Origin of the sequence: Duodenibacillus massiliensis (genome assembly GCF_900128485.1) — a bacterium.
Lineage (GTDB): Bacteria > Pseudomonadota > Gammaproteobacteria > Burkholderiales > Burkholderiaceae_F > Duodenibacillus > Duodenibacillus massiliensis.
Map to the genome: position 1 here is coordinate 40,236 of NZ_LT635845.1, position 13,447 is coordinate 53,682.

15 protein-coding genes are annotated in these 13,447 nt (G+C 56.7%); 12 read left to right on the forward strand and 3 right to left on the reverse strand.

Features of this window, described 5'->3' with window-relative positions; genetic code table 11:
* Positions 1-31: 31 nt before the first annotated feature.
* Positions 32-937 (reverse strand): DNA-processing protein DprA, encoded by a 906-nt coding sequence (locus BQ7486_RS00495; RefSeq protein ID WP_022372342.1) that lies wholly within the window; start codon positions 935-937, stop codon positions 32-34.
* Positions 938-1,014: 77 nt separating this feature from the next.
* On the opposite strand from BQ7486_RS00495, the gene def reads away from it, so the two are divergent.
* Complete coding sequence (def, locus tag BQ7486_RS00500; RefSeq protein ID WP_022372343.1) at positions 1,015-1,545, forward strand: peptide deformylase; 531 nt, start codon at positions 1,015-1,017, stop codon at positions 1,543-1,545.
* Positions 1,546-1,605: 60 nt separating this feature from the next.
* On the opposite strand, the gene BQ7486_RS00505 is transcribed toward def, so the two are convergent.
* Positions 1,606-2,514 (reverse strand): alpha/beta fold hydrolase, encoded by a 909-nt coding sequence (locus tag BQ7486_RS00505; RefSeq protein ID WP_074008565.1) that lies wholly within the window; start codon positions 2,512-2,514, stop codon positions 1,606-1,608.
* Between the two features lie 160 nt (positions 2,515-2,674).
* Here BQ7486_RS00505 and fmt point away from each other — a divergent pair, with 160 nt between their 5' ends.
* The 5 genes from fmt (at position 2,675) to BQ7486_RS00530 (ending at position 8,621) form a co-directional block, all read left to right on the forward strand.
* Positions 2,675-3,634 (forward strand): methionyl-tRNA formyltransferase, encoded by a 960-nt coding sequence (gene fmt / locus BQ7486_RS00510; protein ID WP_074008566.1) that lies wholly within the window; start codon positions 2,675-2,677, stop codon positions 3,632-3,634.
* Positions 3,631-4,941: a 16S rRNA (cytosine(967)-C(5))-methyltransferase RsmB gene (gene rsmB / locus BQ7486_RS00515; RefSeq protein ID WP_074008567.1), complete on the forward strand. Its 1,311-nt coding sequence runs from the start codon at positions 3,631-3,633 to the stop codon at positions 4,939-4,941. Before fmt ends, rsmB begins: the two co-directional genes overlap by 4 nt.
* A gap of 8 nt (positions 4,942-4,949) precedes the next feature.
* Entirely contained in the window at positions 4,950-5,543 is a 594-nt protein-coding gene (locus tag BQ7486_RS00520) for a DUF4390 domain-containing protein (protein WP_074008568.1), read from the forward strand.
* A 9-nt stretch (positions 5,544-5,552) separates the two neighbouring features.
* The gene (locus BQ7486_RS00525) at positions 5,553-7,733 is read left to right on the forward strand and encodes a sensor histidine kinase (RefSeq protein WP_074008569.1); all 2,181 of its coding nucleotides are present in this window, start codon (positions 5,553-5,555) and stop codon (positions 7,731-7,733) included.
* A 141-nt stretch (positions 7,734-7,874) separates the two neighbouring features.
* A complete protein-coding gene (locus BQ7486_RS00530; RefSeq protein ID WP_074008570.1) occupies positions 7,875-8,621 on the forward strand; it encodes a response regulator in 747 nt (248 codons plus the stop codon).
* Positions 8,622-8,680: 59 nt separating this feature from the next.
* Here the strand turns inward: BQ7486_RS00530 and BQ7486_RS00535 are convergent, their stop codons facing one another.
* Positions 8,681-9,061, reverse strand: a complete 381-nt coding sequence (locus BQ7486_RS00535) for a DUF1840 family protein (RefSeq protein WP_022372350.1) — start codon at positions 9,059-9,061, stop codon at positions 8,681-8,683.
* Between the two features lie 221 nt (positions 9,062-9,282).
* Here BQ7486_RS00535 and BQ7486_RS00540 point away from each other — a divergent pair, with 221 nt between their 5' ends.
* From BQ7486_RS00540 to BQ7486_RS11530, 6 genes are all read left to right on the forward strand, one after another.
* Positions 9,283-9,687, forward strand: coding sequence for a PTS sugar transporter subunit IIA (locus tag BQ7486_RS00540; protein ID WP_022372349.1), 405 nt, complete (start codon positions 9,283-9,285; stop codon positions 9,685-9,687).
* 56 nt (positions 9,688-9,743) lie between these two features.
* Positions 9,744-10,013: an HPr family phosphocarrier protein gene (locus BQ7486_RS00545; protein WP_022372348.1), complete on the forward strand. Its 270-nt coding sequence runs from the start codon at positions 9,744-9,746 to the stop codon at positions 10,011-10,013.
* 5 nt (positions 10,014-10,018) lie between these two features.
* The gene (ptsP, locus tag BQ7486_RS00550) at positions 10,019-12,010 is read left to right on the forward strand and encodes a phosphoenolpyruvate--protein phosphotransferase (protein WP_074008571.1); all 1,992 of its coding nucleotides are present in this window, start codon (positions 10,019-10,021) and stop codon (positions 12,008-12,010) included.
* Positions 11,985-12,653: a UPF0149 family protein gene (locus tag BQ7486_RS00555; protein WP_022372346.1), complete on the forward strand. Its 669-nt coding sequence runs from the start codon at positions 11,985-11,987 to the stop codon at positions 12,651-12,653. The genes ptsP and BQ7486_RS00555 overlap by 26 nt, the downstream gene beginning before the upstream one ends.
* Before the next feature lie 133 nt (positions 12,654-12,786).
* The gene (locus BQ7486_RS00560; protein ID WP_143182972.1) at positions 12,787-13,215 is read left to right on the forward strand and encodes a hypothetical protein; all 429 of its coding nucleotides are present in this window, start codon (positions 12,787-12,789) and stop codon (positions 13,213-13,215) included.
* A 28-nt stretch (positions 13,216-13,243) separates the two neighbouring features.
* The coding region (locus tag BQ7486_RS11530) for a hypothetical protein (RefSeq protein ID WP_143182973.1) at positions 13,244-13,447 on the forward strand (204 nt) is incomplete at its 3' end.

The following is a 13,447-nucleotide window of genomic DNA, read 5'->3' on the forward strand; positions in this document are numbered from 1 at the left end:
CCGCAACAGAGCGTAAAAGTGCTTATTTACCTCAGTCCAGGCGCAGATCTGCCTTCAGATCATCAATATTTTCGACCAGGCGCGCGCCCTCCCGGATGAGCTGATGATTACCCTTATACAGCGGCGAGTGAACCGACCCTGGCAGGGCCGCCACATCCCGTCCGAGGTTACCTGCCTCACGGGCCAGTCCGAGGATTGTGCTGCGGCGCTCAGCCTGAATCACCAAAAGAGCGCGGCTCAGAGCCGCGGCAAGCCACCGGCAGCGTCCGCGGCTTACGTCTGTTGCACCGGTTCCGGGGAATTCCGCCGTCACGATGAGTCCGTTGCTCTCGACGGCTTCATAGGCCCGCAGCCTTTGAGCTGAAACCCTGTCAGGGCCGCCTGCCGAACACACGATGATGCCGAGCCCCGGACGGGCGGCAGCACTCACCAGTACCTTTTCAGCAGCCGTCTCAAGAAATGAAACGGGCACCACGCCTGAAGCCGACAGTGCCGCAGCAAAATCAGCCGCATTCTCCTGTCCCTCTTTGTCGGCCGCTGCGGTAACGGCAAGGAGCACTCGTTCTTTTCTCAGAAGCGCTCTTTGCCCGCGGATAAAAAGCAGCGCCGGCGGTTCCCCCGCATGAATCAGTGCCTGCGGATAATCGTCATCGGTAAGAACCACGATATCGGCTGAAGGCGCACTTTCAAGCCAGTTAAAACTTTTCTGCGCCGTTTCCTCAGTCTGCATCGAAAGCAGTGCGGCGGCATCGTCCATCCCGATCACTTTTGCAAGCAGCCGTTTCGGCGCGTCAAAAACATCCTCCGGCGTGCCGAAAGACCGGATCAGCGCCGTCACGGCGCGCACATTGCCTCCGAAAACACAGGCAATTTTGAGCCAGGCAAGAATCTCCTCTCGGCTTTTGCCGCCTTTTTCTGCTTTATCTATGGTTTCCATCAGCGGTTTTATACCTGTAGAACACTGTATTTGCTGTATTCTGTCAGCCAACGCGAATTTTTTCTGGAGACAACTCCGTGGCTTTACTGCCTATCGTACAGTACCCCGATCCCCGGTTGGCCGAAAAGGCGCAGCCGGTGACCGAGTTCAATGATGAATTAAAACAATTGGCCGCCGACATGGCCGAGACGATGTACGCCGCACCGGGCGTGGGGCTTGCCGCCCCCCAGATCGGCAAACTCATCCGTATGATGGTCGTGGATATCAGTGAAGACAAAAACGACCTGAGAGTTTTCGTTAACCCGGTAATTGAGCCGCTTTCCGATGAAGTCGTTGACTGTGAGGAAGGCTGTCTGTCGCTGCCCGGCGTCTATGAGAAAGTAGAGCGCCCCGCCCGCGTCCTCATCAAGGCACAGGACCTCGACGGTAAACCCTTTGAGATGGAATGCGATGAACTGATGAGTGTCTGCGTTCAGCACGAAACAGACCACTTAAACGGCATCGTATTCGTGGACCACTTAAGCCGCCTGAAAAAGAGCCGCACCGTCGCTAAGCTTGCCAAACTGCGGCGTGAGAAAGCCCGCGAAGCCAAGGAAAAAAGACAGTAATGCATCAGGCCTTACTCTGCTAACCGTTACAAAAGCGCACCCGTAGCCGGCGTGCGCTTTTTACTTGGCGGAAAAGTCCGGTCCCGCTCCGTAACAGTGGGCCGCGACAGCACGGGCAATCTCATCGATATGAGCAGGGGGCAGGTCGTGCCCCATGCCTTCAATGCCTAAAAACCGGGCACCCCGGATGTTTTTGGCAATTTCCATACCGGCAGCCTTCGGCAGCAGCGGATCCGCCAGTCCGTGCACCACGAGCGCAGGAACAAAAAGCTGCCGCAGGGCCTTTACGCGGTTACCGGAGGCAAGAATCGCCATGAGCTGCCGGGCCGTGGCTTTTTCCGGATCTTTTTGCTGAGCCGCCGCCCTGAGGACCGCATCCAGATAATCGTCCGGGTACGTATTTCCCTTCGTTCCGATCACGGCAAAAAGTTTTCTCAGTGCCTCTCTGGCTTCGGCCGCGTCAGCGGGCGGCTTTGACGCAGGCAAAACCGCTGCCACGGCCTTAAGTTTTCCCAGGCCTGTTCTCGGATTTCCGCAAGCCGTTGACATACAGACAAGAGACCTCACGCGCTGCGGCGCCTCAATGGCCATACACTGAGCGATCATGCCGCCCATGGAAATTCCTGCCACGGCCGCCTTTTCCAGTCCGAGCCTATCCATCAGTGCAAACACATCGGCGGCCATGTCTTCGAGCCGATAAGGCGCCTTAACCCGGCAGCCGATCAGATAACGGGCAATGGCGCACACAACCTGCCGGCGGCTCACGTCTCCTTCTGCGGCGGGGCTTGCCCCGCTGTCACGGTTATCCGGAACGATCACATACAGGCCGCCCTGCACCAGATCAGCAATAAACTGCCGCGGCCAGGCTGCCGCAGGCGTACCGAGCCCCATCAGAAGAATGATCGGCGGCAGATGCGGGTCACCGTAAGTTTTATAGGCCAAATCCACAATCTGATTCTGCTCTGACACTTTTGTCCACCGGATAAACGAACAATACTGTTGCCTGCGAGACTAGCAGAAACGTCCGTATTGTGACGGTTGTGCAGGTACAATTTCCCGCTGAAGTTTCTTTCCCCGGAAGTCCCCGGACACCGGCATTTTCTGCCGGTTCTTCTCAGAGAGTTCACGTATGCGCATTGCCTTTGCTGGAACGCCTGCTTTTGCCGCCGCCGCTTTATCCGCACTGCATGAGGCCGGTCACGAAATCGTGTTGGTGCTCACACAGCCGGACAGACCGAGCGGACGCGGCATGAAGCTGCATCCGAGTGCCGTCAAAACTGTTGCCGTGTCCTTGGGACTTCCGGTTCTCACTCCGGTGACGCTGTCGGTGAAAAAGTCGCCCGAAGAAGCCGAAGAAGCCCTTAAAGCGCTGGAAAACTGCGGCTGCGACGTGTTTGTTGTGGCTGCCTACGGACTGATCCTGCCGCAGCGGGCTTTAGACGCTGCCAAGGGCATCGGCGCCGACGGCACGATCCGCAGCATCAACATTCATGCTTCGCTTCTGCCGCGTTGGCGGGGCGCCGCGCCCATCACCCGGGCCATTGAATCGCAGGACGCGCAGACCGGCATCACGCTTATGAAGATGGATGCGGGGCTTGACACCGGCGACATGATTGAAAGCCGCGCCGTGGAAATTACGGCAACGGATACCTCAGAGACTCTGACGGAAAAGCTCACGCAACTCGGCGCCCGGATGATCACTGACGCCCTTTCGCGTCCGGCCGGGCTGATGGCAGCGGCTCAGCCCGCTGAAGGCGTGACCTACGCTCACAAGATCCTTAAGTCCGAAAGCCCGGTTGACTGGACAAAAAGTGCGGAAGAAATCGCCGCCCGTATCCGGGCTTTCTGCCCCTTCCCCGGCTCGACCGCACAGCGTAACGGTGAAACGTTCAAAATCTGGTTTGCCGGCGTCTGCAGCGGTCAGGGACATCCCGGGGAAGTCCTCAGCTGCTCTGCCGACGGCGTCGTGATTGCCTGCGGCAGCGGTGCAGTCTGCTGCACCCGGCTTCAGCGACCGGGTAAACCCGCCGTTGCCGCCCAGGCCTTTATTCAGAGTTCAGGCATTCAGCCCGGTGAGGTGCTCTCATGACAAGCATTGCCTTTCGGCGCTCTCTGAAGCTCACGGCCGATGCACTGCAGCTGATGCGCACCGGCTCAACACTTGAAAAAGCCCTGTCAGCTGCGTGCGCTCAGGCCAGGCCTGAAGAAAAAGCAGCCGTTCAGTCCATGCTTTACTCCTGTGCCCGCCGCGCCTACCTGTGTGAAGCCCTGATTGATCAGCTCGCGCAGAGACCTCCGCTTCCCGCGGTGCGTAATCTCCTTTCTGCGGGCTTATGCGCGCTCTGCGATTTTCCGCAGAAAAGTTATGCCATTCTCAACGAGGCTGTGACGGCAGCCAAAGCCGATCCGGAAACGGCGCCTGCCGCGGGCTTCATCAATGCCTGTCTGCGGCGCTTTACCCGCGAGGCCGAAAAACTCACGGACTTTGTAAACCGCGATCCCTGCGTGCGTTTTAATGCGCCGCGCTGGTGGATTGAGCGTCTTGACCGGGAATTCGGCCGTGCGGCTGCCGATGAAATTTTGGCCGTACAGAAGAAAAAACCGCCGCTCACGGTCCGGGTGAACCGCCGCAGAACGACCGTTTCCGCCTGGTGTGAAACAGCCCGCAGTCAGGGGCTTACGGTCGCTGCCGTGGAAAATGAAGCCGTGGTCATTAATGAGGCCGTGCCTGTCGGAAAAATTCCGGGCTTTAACGAAGGGCTCGTCAGCATTCAGGATGCCGGCGCACAGCTTGCCGCGCATCTTCTGGCGCCTGAAAACGGAGACCGGATACTGGACGCGTGCGCTGCACCCGGCGGCAAAACAGCACATCTTCTGGAACTGGCTGATTGCTCAGTAACGGCGCTTGAAGTCGATCCCCTGCGCGCCGGCAGAATCACGGAAAATCTGGACAGACTCGGTCTTACGGCCGAAGTCCGCACCGCTGACGCCGCTGACACCGCCTCCTGGTGGGATAAGCGCCCCTTTGACCGCATATTGCTTGATGCCCCGTGCACCGCAAGCGGCATCGTCCGGCGTCACCCCGACATTGTGCTTTCGAGAACCCCGAAAGACATCGCTTCGTTGGCAAAGCAACAGTATCGGCTTCTTGAAGCACTGTGGCCGTGCCTAAAGGTTGGCGGAAAGCTGCTCTATGCCGTATGCTCAGTATTTGAGGAAGAAGGCCGCGGCCAGGTCAGATCCTTTCTTTCCCGGCACGCTGATGCAGACATCGTCAAAACGGCCTGCGGGGCTGAACTGCTGACGCTCATGCCGCACGAATCCGGAAAGGATTCCTACGGCTTTGCCGGTCCGCATGACGGCTTCTTCTATGCCCTCATAACAAAGCTTGACTGACTGCCGCCATGATTTCGCGCCGTGCGCTCTGTACCGGTATTGCCCTGTCGCCGATTCTGTTGTCGGCAGGCACGTCCGTGCGCGCAGCAACGGCAGAAGTACAGCTGATGCAGGCAGGGCTTGAGCGCATCGTGCGGGATACAACGCCCGGACTTTACCTGACGGCCGACTGGGAGTTTGATCTTCCTGACGGTCTTGTCGACAGTCTTCGACGCGGCATCGCCCTTTATTTTCTCTACGAATTCAGACTGGAGAAGCCCCGCTGGTACTGGATGGACAAAACGGTTACGTCCTCCCAGCTCGTGCAGCGTATCGGCTACAGCCCGCTCTCACGTCAGTACCGCTTCTCCCGGGGCGGTCTCACGCAGTCGTTCGGGACGCTTGAAGAAGTCCTTCCGCTCTTAAAACACATCGGCGACTGGCGGGTGGCTGATGCCAATGCCGTTGACGACACAGACAAATTCATTGCCGAAACGAAAATGAGCCTTGATGTCTCCCGTCTGCCAAAGCCGCTTCAGGTCAGTATCGGCGGCAATTCCGACTGGGCTGTTGAAAGCAGCTGGGAAGAAATCCCTCTTACGGCTGCGCTTACGAGACGCTAGGAGTCTTTTATGCCGCGCTGGTTTCGCTACTGTGTCGGCTCACTGATCTGCATAGCCGCGGTTCTGCTCTTTCTGGTTGCTGCGGGCGGCGCCAATTCCGTTCTCTTTGACCAGTGGTTTCCCATCCTTCTGGTCTGCAACATTTTTGCCGCGGTAACGCTTTTTATTTTCGTTTCCGCCGTGATCTGGCGTCTGGTCAAACGCTACCGGGAAAAGCTCTTCGGCTCACGCATGACCGGGAAACTCGCCCTGGTGATTTCGCTCATCACGGTTTTTCCCTGTCTTCTTATTTACCTCGTGTCAAGCCAGTTTATCGGCCGCTCGATTGACTCCTGGTTTGATGTCCGTGTCGAACACGCTCTAGATTCCGGCGTAGCACTTTCCGGCGAAATCATCGAGCGCGAGCAGCAGCTCGTGAAACTGACGGCGCTGCGGATGGCAAAAAGTCTTTCCTCTGTTCCCTACGCGGACCTCACGTCTGAGCTCACACGGCTTAAGGAAACCGCTGACATTACGACGGCCGAACTCTTTGACGGCAATGCCAAACGGCTTTTCACCACGGCCGATGATGCCCCACAAAGCGGCCTGGTTCCGTCAAAAGATGAACTCGCCAAAGCCCGGGAGCAAAGAGGCATCACCTCGCTTGAGGGCGACTCCGCCGAAGGGGATGAACCTCTGAGAATCCGGGCCCTGGTTCCGGCAGGCACTGTCCGTACGCCGCAGGGAACGACCCGGCTATACCTGCAGCTCACTCAACAGGTGCCCCCAGGCCTTGCCTCCAACGTCTCCGATCTCGTCAACGGTTTTCGAGACTACCAGGAGCTTGTGCTCACCCGCGGCGCACTCAGAGACATTTACGGCGTAACGCTTACACTGGCCATGCTCATGGCAATTCTCGGCGCCGTCACCGCGGCACTGCGCTTTGCCGGCAATATGGCCGCTCCCGTTTTACAGCTTGCCAAAGGCACACGAAAAGTCGCTGAAGGCGACTTGCGGCCGATCCGCGAGTACCCGGGCAACGATGAAATCAATGAGCTCACGCAGTCCTTTAACTCCATGATTTTCCAGATTGCCGAGGCAAGAACCCTCGTGGAAAATCAGAGACTGCAGGCAGAGCAGGCCCGTGCTTCGCTTGAACGGATTCTGAGCAATATTTCTTCCGGCGTTCTGGTGGTCGACTCAAAACTGCATATCAGTACCGCCAACGTCGCGGCAAGCACCATTCTTAAAAACAAACGGATCGGCGTGGGCGCGGTCCTCCCCGACATCGAACCGGAACTGGCCGAAGCCATCCGCAATCAAATCCGGCTTGCCGACAAAGACAGCATTCACACTGAACTCGAGCTGCATAAGGGAGAAACGGCCGAGCCTCTTGTCATCTTCTTAAGAGGCGCCCGGATTGACCTTGATAACGGTGAAGGCTGGGTGATTGTTTTTGACGACATGTCGGCCATGATTGACGCGCAGAAGGCGCTTGCTTGGGGTGAAGTGGCAAGACGCCTTGCGCATGAAATTAAAAATCCGCTCACACCGATCCGGCTGGCCGCCGAGCGCCTCAACATCAAACTCACGGGTAAGCTCGATGCAAAAGACGAGACTCTGCTTCACAGAGCCTGCAGCACCATCGTGAGCCAGGTCGATGCGATGAAGCAGATGGTTAACGACTTCCGTGACTATGCAAGGCTCCCTGCGGCCGTGCTTGCTCCCCTTGACATCAATGCCTTTTTAAAGGAGCTTGAAGCACTTTACAGCGCTGCAGGCACACCGATTGAACTCAACCTGACCGAGTCCCTTCCGGCCGTCAATGCCGACAGCAACCAGCTGCGGCAGGTCATCCACAACCTGGTGGGCAATGCGCTTGACGCAACGGTTGAAACGAAGGAACCGGAAATCCGCATCTCCACGGGGATTGTGGAGACAACCGGATCCGTCCGTGTCGTTCTGGAAGACAACGGCCCGGGTTTTTCACCGGATATCCTGTCTCGGGCTTTTGAGCCCTACATCACGACCAAGGCCACCGGTACCGGGCTCGGTCTTCCTATGGTGAAAAAAATTATTGAGGAGCATCACGCCAAAGTCACCGTCATGAACCGTACGGATAAGGACGGTCATGTCTGCGGGGCTTCGATTACAATGATCTTTCCCGGCCTGCAGTCCGCGGCATCACGAACGTCCGATGCCGCATACTGAGAACCGGCCGGCATAAGCACAGAAAAGAACCGGACCTTTTGCGCAGAACCGTTGTTGTCACAACGTATGCGCTTCCGTTTTTTACAGTTAAAATCAAACACTGTTCGCTTAAACCGTCTGATTTCGAGGATTTCTAGAACAATGGCAAAGATTCTGGTCGTGGACGATGAAATTGGTATCCGCGAACTTCTGTCGGATATTCTCTCCGACGAGGGATACACCGTAGAGACCGCAGAAAATGCCGAAACGGCACGTCGTTTGATTACGACTGAACCGTTTGATCTGATCCTTCTGGACATCTGGATGCCGGATACGGACGGCGTGTCGCTTCTGAAAGAGCTCAATGTCCGGCACCTGTTGCACTGCCCGGTGCTGATGATGAGCGGCCACGCAACGATTGAAACAGCGGTTGAAGCAACGAAGTTCGGGGCGCTCAACTGTCTTGAAAAGCCCATCTCCATGCAGAAACTGTTGCAAAGCGTGGAGCACGGCCTTCAGGTACACGAGCGGATTCAGTCCATGGCCCGCTACCGTCCCGAAGAGAAGAAAGCCCCGGAAGTGAAGCTCCCTGAAGAACCCGTGATGCCGATTCCGGAAGAGCTCCCGATTTTTGAAATCAAGGGCACGGGCATCGTCATTGACTTTAATAACTCACTGCGGGAAGTCCGTGAAACCACGGAACGAGCCTATCTGAAGGCTCTGATGAACTACGAAAACAACCAGATGACGCGTGTTGCCCGCAGAGCCGGTCTGGAAAGAACGCATCTGTACCGTAAACTCAAGGCGCTCAATATTCCTATTCCGCGCCATGCCGCCAACGAGCCTCTCGCAAAACTGTCCGAAAGCGCAGAAGACGGGGAACCGGCGCAGAGTTCATCCCTCGGATAAAAGCTCATCTCTGTGTTAAGAGATGAGCCTTGCGCTGTTTCACTGCCGTTGTTTCCCGGCTAGGGCACACCCCACATGATGCTCACGCCCGCATCCTGCGACTTTTTCATCATTTCCAGCAGAGGGTACACCCGTACGGAAAAGGGCACCCGCTGCGCGGCCTCGGTGCGTTTTTTCTCGCGTTCGTCTTCTTCGGCGTAGCTCAGATAACGGCTGCTTTGTTTCTCTTCGAGTTCCTGCTGACGCTTTTCCTCGGCTAGACGCTCTTTTTCAAGCTTGACGGCAGCTTCAAGCCTGGTAATGAGATCCGGCAGGTCTTCCGGCGGAATACTGCCCTGCTCCGAATACCCCCGTCCCCAGACTTTGCAGACCTGAGAAAAACTTGCCGGCATCATGTAAAAGCCAGCGGCAGCCTTTGAACGAAACTCGATTAACGCCATGTTTCCACTCAACAAAATTAACGAGAGATAACGTAAATTACGATGTTTTTATATAGTTTTAAATAAAAATCAAACCATCTTCTTCAGTTTACCCTCAAAACAAACACCATCTTCACTGCATTTTCAGCGATTTTAGCGGTGCGGGCAGCCGATCGCTTGCTCAGGTAGACTTACGCCTGTCTGAAAAAAGGCTCCTGTCCGGAGCGCTAATTATCCGCATCGTGTCCGTCTCCGTCTTCATTATTGCTCATGCCCCGCTTGCGAGCGCACTCAAATCCTGTGCAGCGCATGTCTACAGCTTCGACAAAAGAACGGCTGAGCGTATCCGGGCCATTGACGTACTGCCTGATGCCGATGCCGATGCCGTAGCCGATCTTGCCAAGGCGGCCGTCAGTGCCGACAGCGATCATGACGGAGCGCTCATCCTCACCGATGTGGTCGGAGCAACGCCCTCAAACATTGCCGTCAAACTGCTTTCGCTCAGCAACACCGCCGTGATTGCCGGCGTCAACCTGCCGATGGTTCTCACGGCGCTCTGTCACTGGGATGATTCGCTTGAAAAAGTGACGGCTCTTGTGAAAGAAGCCGGTTCCGGCAGTATCATGCAGGAAACACTCCAACAGTAGAGGCGGTGCGCTCCTGCGCATCAGAACCGAAGCCTCTTTTCATCGGGTTTTGCACCATGCTGACGCGCAATGTGACCATCGTTAACAAACTCGGACTGCACGCCCGGCCGGCGGCGCTTCTTACCAAGACCGCCAATCTTTTTGACTGTCGCATCACGATCCGTAAGGGCGACAAAACCATTGACGCCAAATCCATTCTTTCGGTCATGACGCTTGCTGCCAAATGCGACACAGAACTTACCGTCACCGCCGACGGCCCCGGTGAAGCCGCCGCCATGGAGTCCATGGTTTCACTGATTGAGTCCGGCTTCGGTGAAGAGGAATAAAGATCATGGCCAATACCCCGCCGAACGTAACGGACAAAGCCGCCGGCAGAGAAAAAGAGCTTCCCGGGGAAGTCCCCGTAGCGCTGCCGCAGGCCCAGGAGACTGTGGCCGAGAGCTCCCGTGAGCCGGAACTGTCTTCCATTGCCATGAAGGGTATCGCCGTATTTTCCGGTGTTGCCCTGGGGCAGGCTCAGATTCTTTCCGAGGGCGACCTCGAGATTCCCCGCTTCCCCATTGATGGCTCACAGACCCGTGCGGAATCCACGCGTCTGAGAGCAGCAGTCACGACCGTTGCCAAAGAGCTTGAAGAGCTCTCCGAGACACTCGCGCAAAACGAAGATACGCCGCCCGAAGCCATCGCCTTTATTGATCTGCACCGGCAGATTTTGGCCGATGAATCTCTTGTAACCGACACGCAGGCCATCATCCGCGAACGCCTCGTCAACGCCGAATGGGCTCTGTCGCTTCGTATGGAAGAGCTCCGCAAGGCCTTTGATGCAATTGACAACGAGTACCTTGCCGAACGCGGCGACGATGTCGCGCTCGTCGTGGAGCGTATTCAGCGGGTCTTAAGCGGCAGGCGGCGCCCGGCCGACACCGTACGGCTGACCATGAGTGATGAAAAAATCATCCTCATTGCCGATGACCTCAATCCCGCCGATATTCTGATTCTGAAGCGCCGCAGGGATGTTTCCATCGCAGGCCTTGTCACCGCTTCCGGCTCTCCCACTTCGCACGCTGCGATTCTTGCCCGGTCACTTGAAATTCCGACCCTGGTGAGCGTGGAAGGGGCTACCGAAAACATCAGCAGTGACGATGTGGTGCTTCTGGACGCGGATCACGGTGTTCTCACCGTGCATCCTGATCCGTCCCTGCTGCCGCAGGTTGCGCAGAGAATCCGTGATCTCAACAATGCCCGAATCCGGCAAAAGCGCCTTAACTCCCGTCCGGCTGAAACCAAGGACGGTGTGAAAATCAGCCTTTGTGCCAACATCGCCCTTCCCGAAGACGTCCGGGATGCCGAACGCACGGGCGCTGACGGTATCGGTCTTTTCCGTTCCGAATTTCTGTTCATGAACCGCCCGACGCTGCCGAGCGAAGATGAGCAGTACGAAACGTATCTGCGCGTGATACGCGCAATGAAGGGTAAGCCCGTCACGATCCGCACCATGGATTTGGGCGGCGACAAACTGCCCTCGCATGAGGCCTTAGAAAGCCTCAATCTTGATGACGGAGAAGAAGTCCCCAATCCCGCTCTCGGCCGCCGGGCCATCCGCTTCAGCATCCATCAGCCCGAGCTCTTTCTCACGCAGCTCAGAGCGATTTTGCGCGCCGCCGTTGACAGTAACGTGCAGATCATGCTGCCGCTTTTGTCCCGCCCCTCGGAAATTGCCATTACCCGTGGTTTTATCCGCAAGGCCCGTGAGCAGCTCACCGACCGCGGCATAGCCTGCGCTGACAAAATCGCCTTGGGCGGCATGATTGAAGTACCAGCCGCAGCCATTGCGTTGCCCTCTTTTTTAAAGGACCTTGACTTCATCAGCCTCGGCACCAACGATCTGATTCAATACACACTTGCCGTAGACCGTCACGATCCGGCTGTGAGCGAACTCTACGATCCCCTGCATCCGGCCGTTCTCTCGCTTCTGTACAGCGTCATTAAGACCGCCGTCAAAGCAAAAAAACCGGTGAGTATCTGCGGTGAAATCGCAGGCGACCCGACTCTGGCCCGGCTGCTGATCGGCATGGGTGCCCGCAGGCTTTCCATGGAAAGCGGCCGTATTCCCGAACTCAAGGAAATGATCCTTGCGATGTCATGCGCCGAAGCCGAAAAACTTCTGCAGCGCATTCACCGCATGCACAATCCGATCAGTATCCACGAAGCCGTCAACAGCTCGACGCAGGTCGTGTCCTACACCGCGCTGCAAAATGATTATCCCGTCGGAAAAAGCAACAAAGAGACCAAACAAAATGAGCAAAGTCAGCCTGTCGCTTGAAGAAATTGAACAGCTCGGAGAGCTGCTTGCGCGCATTCCTGAAGCGTTTACCCCGATGGAACCGGACAAACTCGATGGGTTTCTCACGGCGCTCACGCTCATGAAAAACCCTCCTGCACAGCCGGACTGGATGAACTACGTCTTTGATATCGACGGTAACCCCCGCGCCCGTCTTAGTCAGCATGAGCAGGCACAGCTTCAGAAACTGATTCTGCGGCGGGGCCGGGAAATTGAGGAAACGGTACTGTCCGAAAAGCCGATCGATCCCATTTTGTACGATACCGATGAGTTGACGGGAGAACCTCTTGAAGGAGAAGAGTCCCTTGCCGCTTTAAGCCCCTTTGCCGACGGCTTTGCCACAGCCTGCGCTCTGTGGCCGGAACTAGTCCGCAGCAAGAATAAGGCTGTGCAGGCGGCCCTTGTCGGCATCATGCGCTACAGCAGCAAAGACAACGCGGAGGACGAGTCCGCCGAAGAAAACGAGACGGAAACCATCCTCCGCGATATTGAAACCGATGTTGCCTTTGCAAATCTCGATGAAGCACTGGCCGATCTTCAGGCCTGTGTCCAGGAAATTGCGGAAGTCACCCGTAAAAGCGAAATCCGCCCGCAGTCAGACAGCAGCCGAAACAGAAAGCACTGAAAACGCATCCTGTTTCGGCCCGTCGACTGTTAGTGCGTCTGCTTGGCGGCAAACTCGTTGAGAGCCTCAAGCGAGAGCCCCAGCGCCTTGGCAACTGACTTTTTACAGCCCCGAGTGGCAGCAGAAGATTTTGGTGAGCGCGGGCACTGTCTCTCAGGAAAAGGAGATTGCGCGTCTTTTACGTGCCATGGACCGCTCCCGCAGAGACACAAATCGGGAGTGCTACAACGCGGACGGCACCGTTAAAGCCGCTGGAAAAAAGATTGTCTGGAAGGAATCCAAGACCTATAAGGCAACAAAGGCAAAACTTGCGGATCTGTATCGCCGCCAGGCGCAAACCCGCCGTTGCCTGCACGGCGAAGTGATTAACCAGGTGTTCGGCAGGGCCGGCACCGTCATCGTGGAGAAGAACTCATACAAAGCATTTCAGAGAGCCGGATACGGCAAGAGTTTGGGCAAAAGCGGTATTGCAGGATTGATAACCGGCTGTTGTGTGGTGAAAGTCAGTCCCCGCAAAACTGCGCCCGAGTCAGCACGATCCCGAAACGGGAACGTACCGTAAGAAGGCTCTTTGGGAGAGAAATCATCAGTTGGGAGACACGGACTGGTACATGGACCGCGACCTTGCGACCGCCATGAACCTGTATTTTGCGGATCCCGCCACTGACAGCTACGATCTGAAGGCTGAGCAATCAGCGCTTGCGAGGCTCAAACAAGTCTCAGGGAACGCCGGATCGATAGTGCAGTACAAACCAGCGAATCGGCAAGACGAAGCAGTCCTTCGCCGGAACCGA

Excerpts from the sequence above, each read along its gene's own strand:
- BQ7486_RS00545 (WP_022372348.1), top strand. The coding sequence starts at position 9,744 with ATGCTGACGCGCAATGTGACCATCGTTAACAAACTCGGACTGCACGCC.
- BQ7486_RS00555 (WP_022372346.1), top strand. The coding sequence starts at position 11,985 with ATGAGCAAAGTCAGCCTGTCGCTTGAAGAAATTGAACAGCTCGGAGAG.
- BQ7486_RS00520 (WP_074008568.1), top strand. The coding sequence starts at position 4,950 with ATGATTTCGCGCCGTGCGCTCTGTACCGGTATTGCCCTGTCGCCGATT.
- fmt (WP_074008566.1), top strand. The coding sequence starts at position 2,675 with ATGCGCATTGCCTTTGCTGGAACGCCTGCTTTTGCCGCCGCCGCTTTA.
- BQ7486_RS00535 (WP_022372350.1), bottom strand. The coding sequence starts at position 9,061 with ATGGCGTTAATCGAGTTTCGTTCAAAGGCTGCCGCTGGCTTTTACATG.
- ptsP (WP_074008571.1), top strand. The coding sequence starts at position 10,019 with ATGGCCAATACCCCGCCGAACGTAACGGACAAAGCCGCCGGCAGAGAA.
- rsmB (WP_074008567.1), top strand. The coding sequence starts at position 3,631 with ATGACAAGCATTGCCTTTCGGCGCTCTCTGAAGCTCACGGCCGATGCA.
- BQ7486_RS00525 (WP_074008569.1), top strand. The coding sequence starts at position 5,553 with ATGCCGCGCTGGTTTCGCTACTGTGTCGGCTCACTGATCTGCATAGCC.
- BQ7486_RS00530 (WP_074008570.1), top strand. The coding sequence starts at position 7,875 with ATGGCAAAGATTCTGGTCGTGGACGATGAAATTGGTATCCGCGAACTT.
- BQ7486_RS00495 (WP_022372342.1), bottom strand. The coding sequence starts at position 937 with ATGGAAACCATAGATAAAGCAGAAAAAGGCGGCAAAAGCCGAGAGGAG.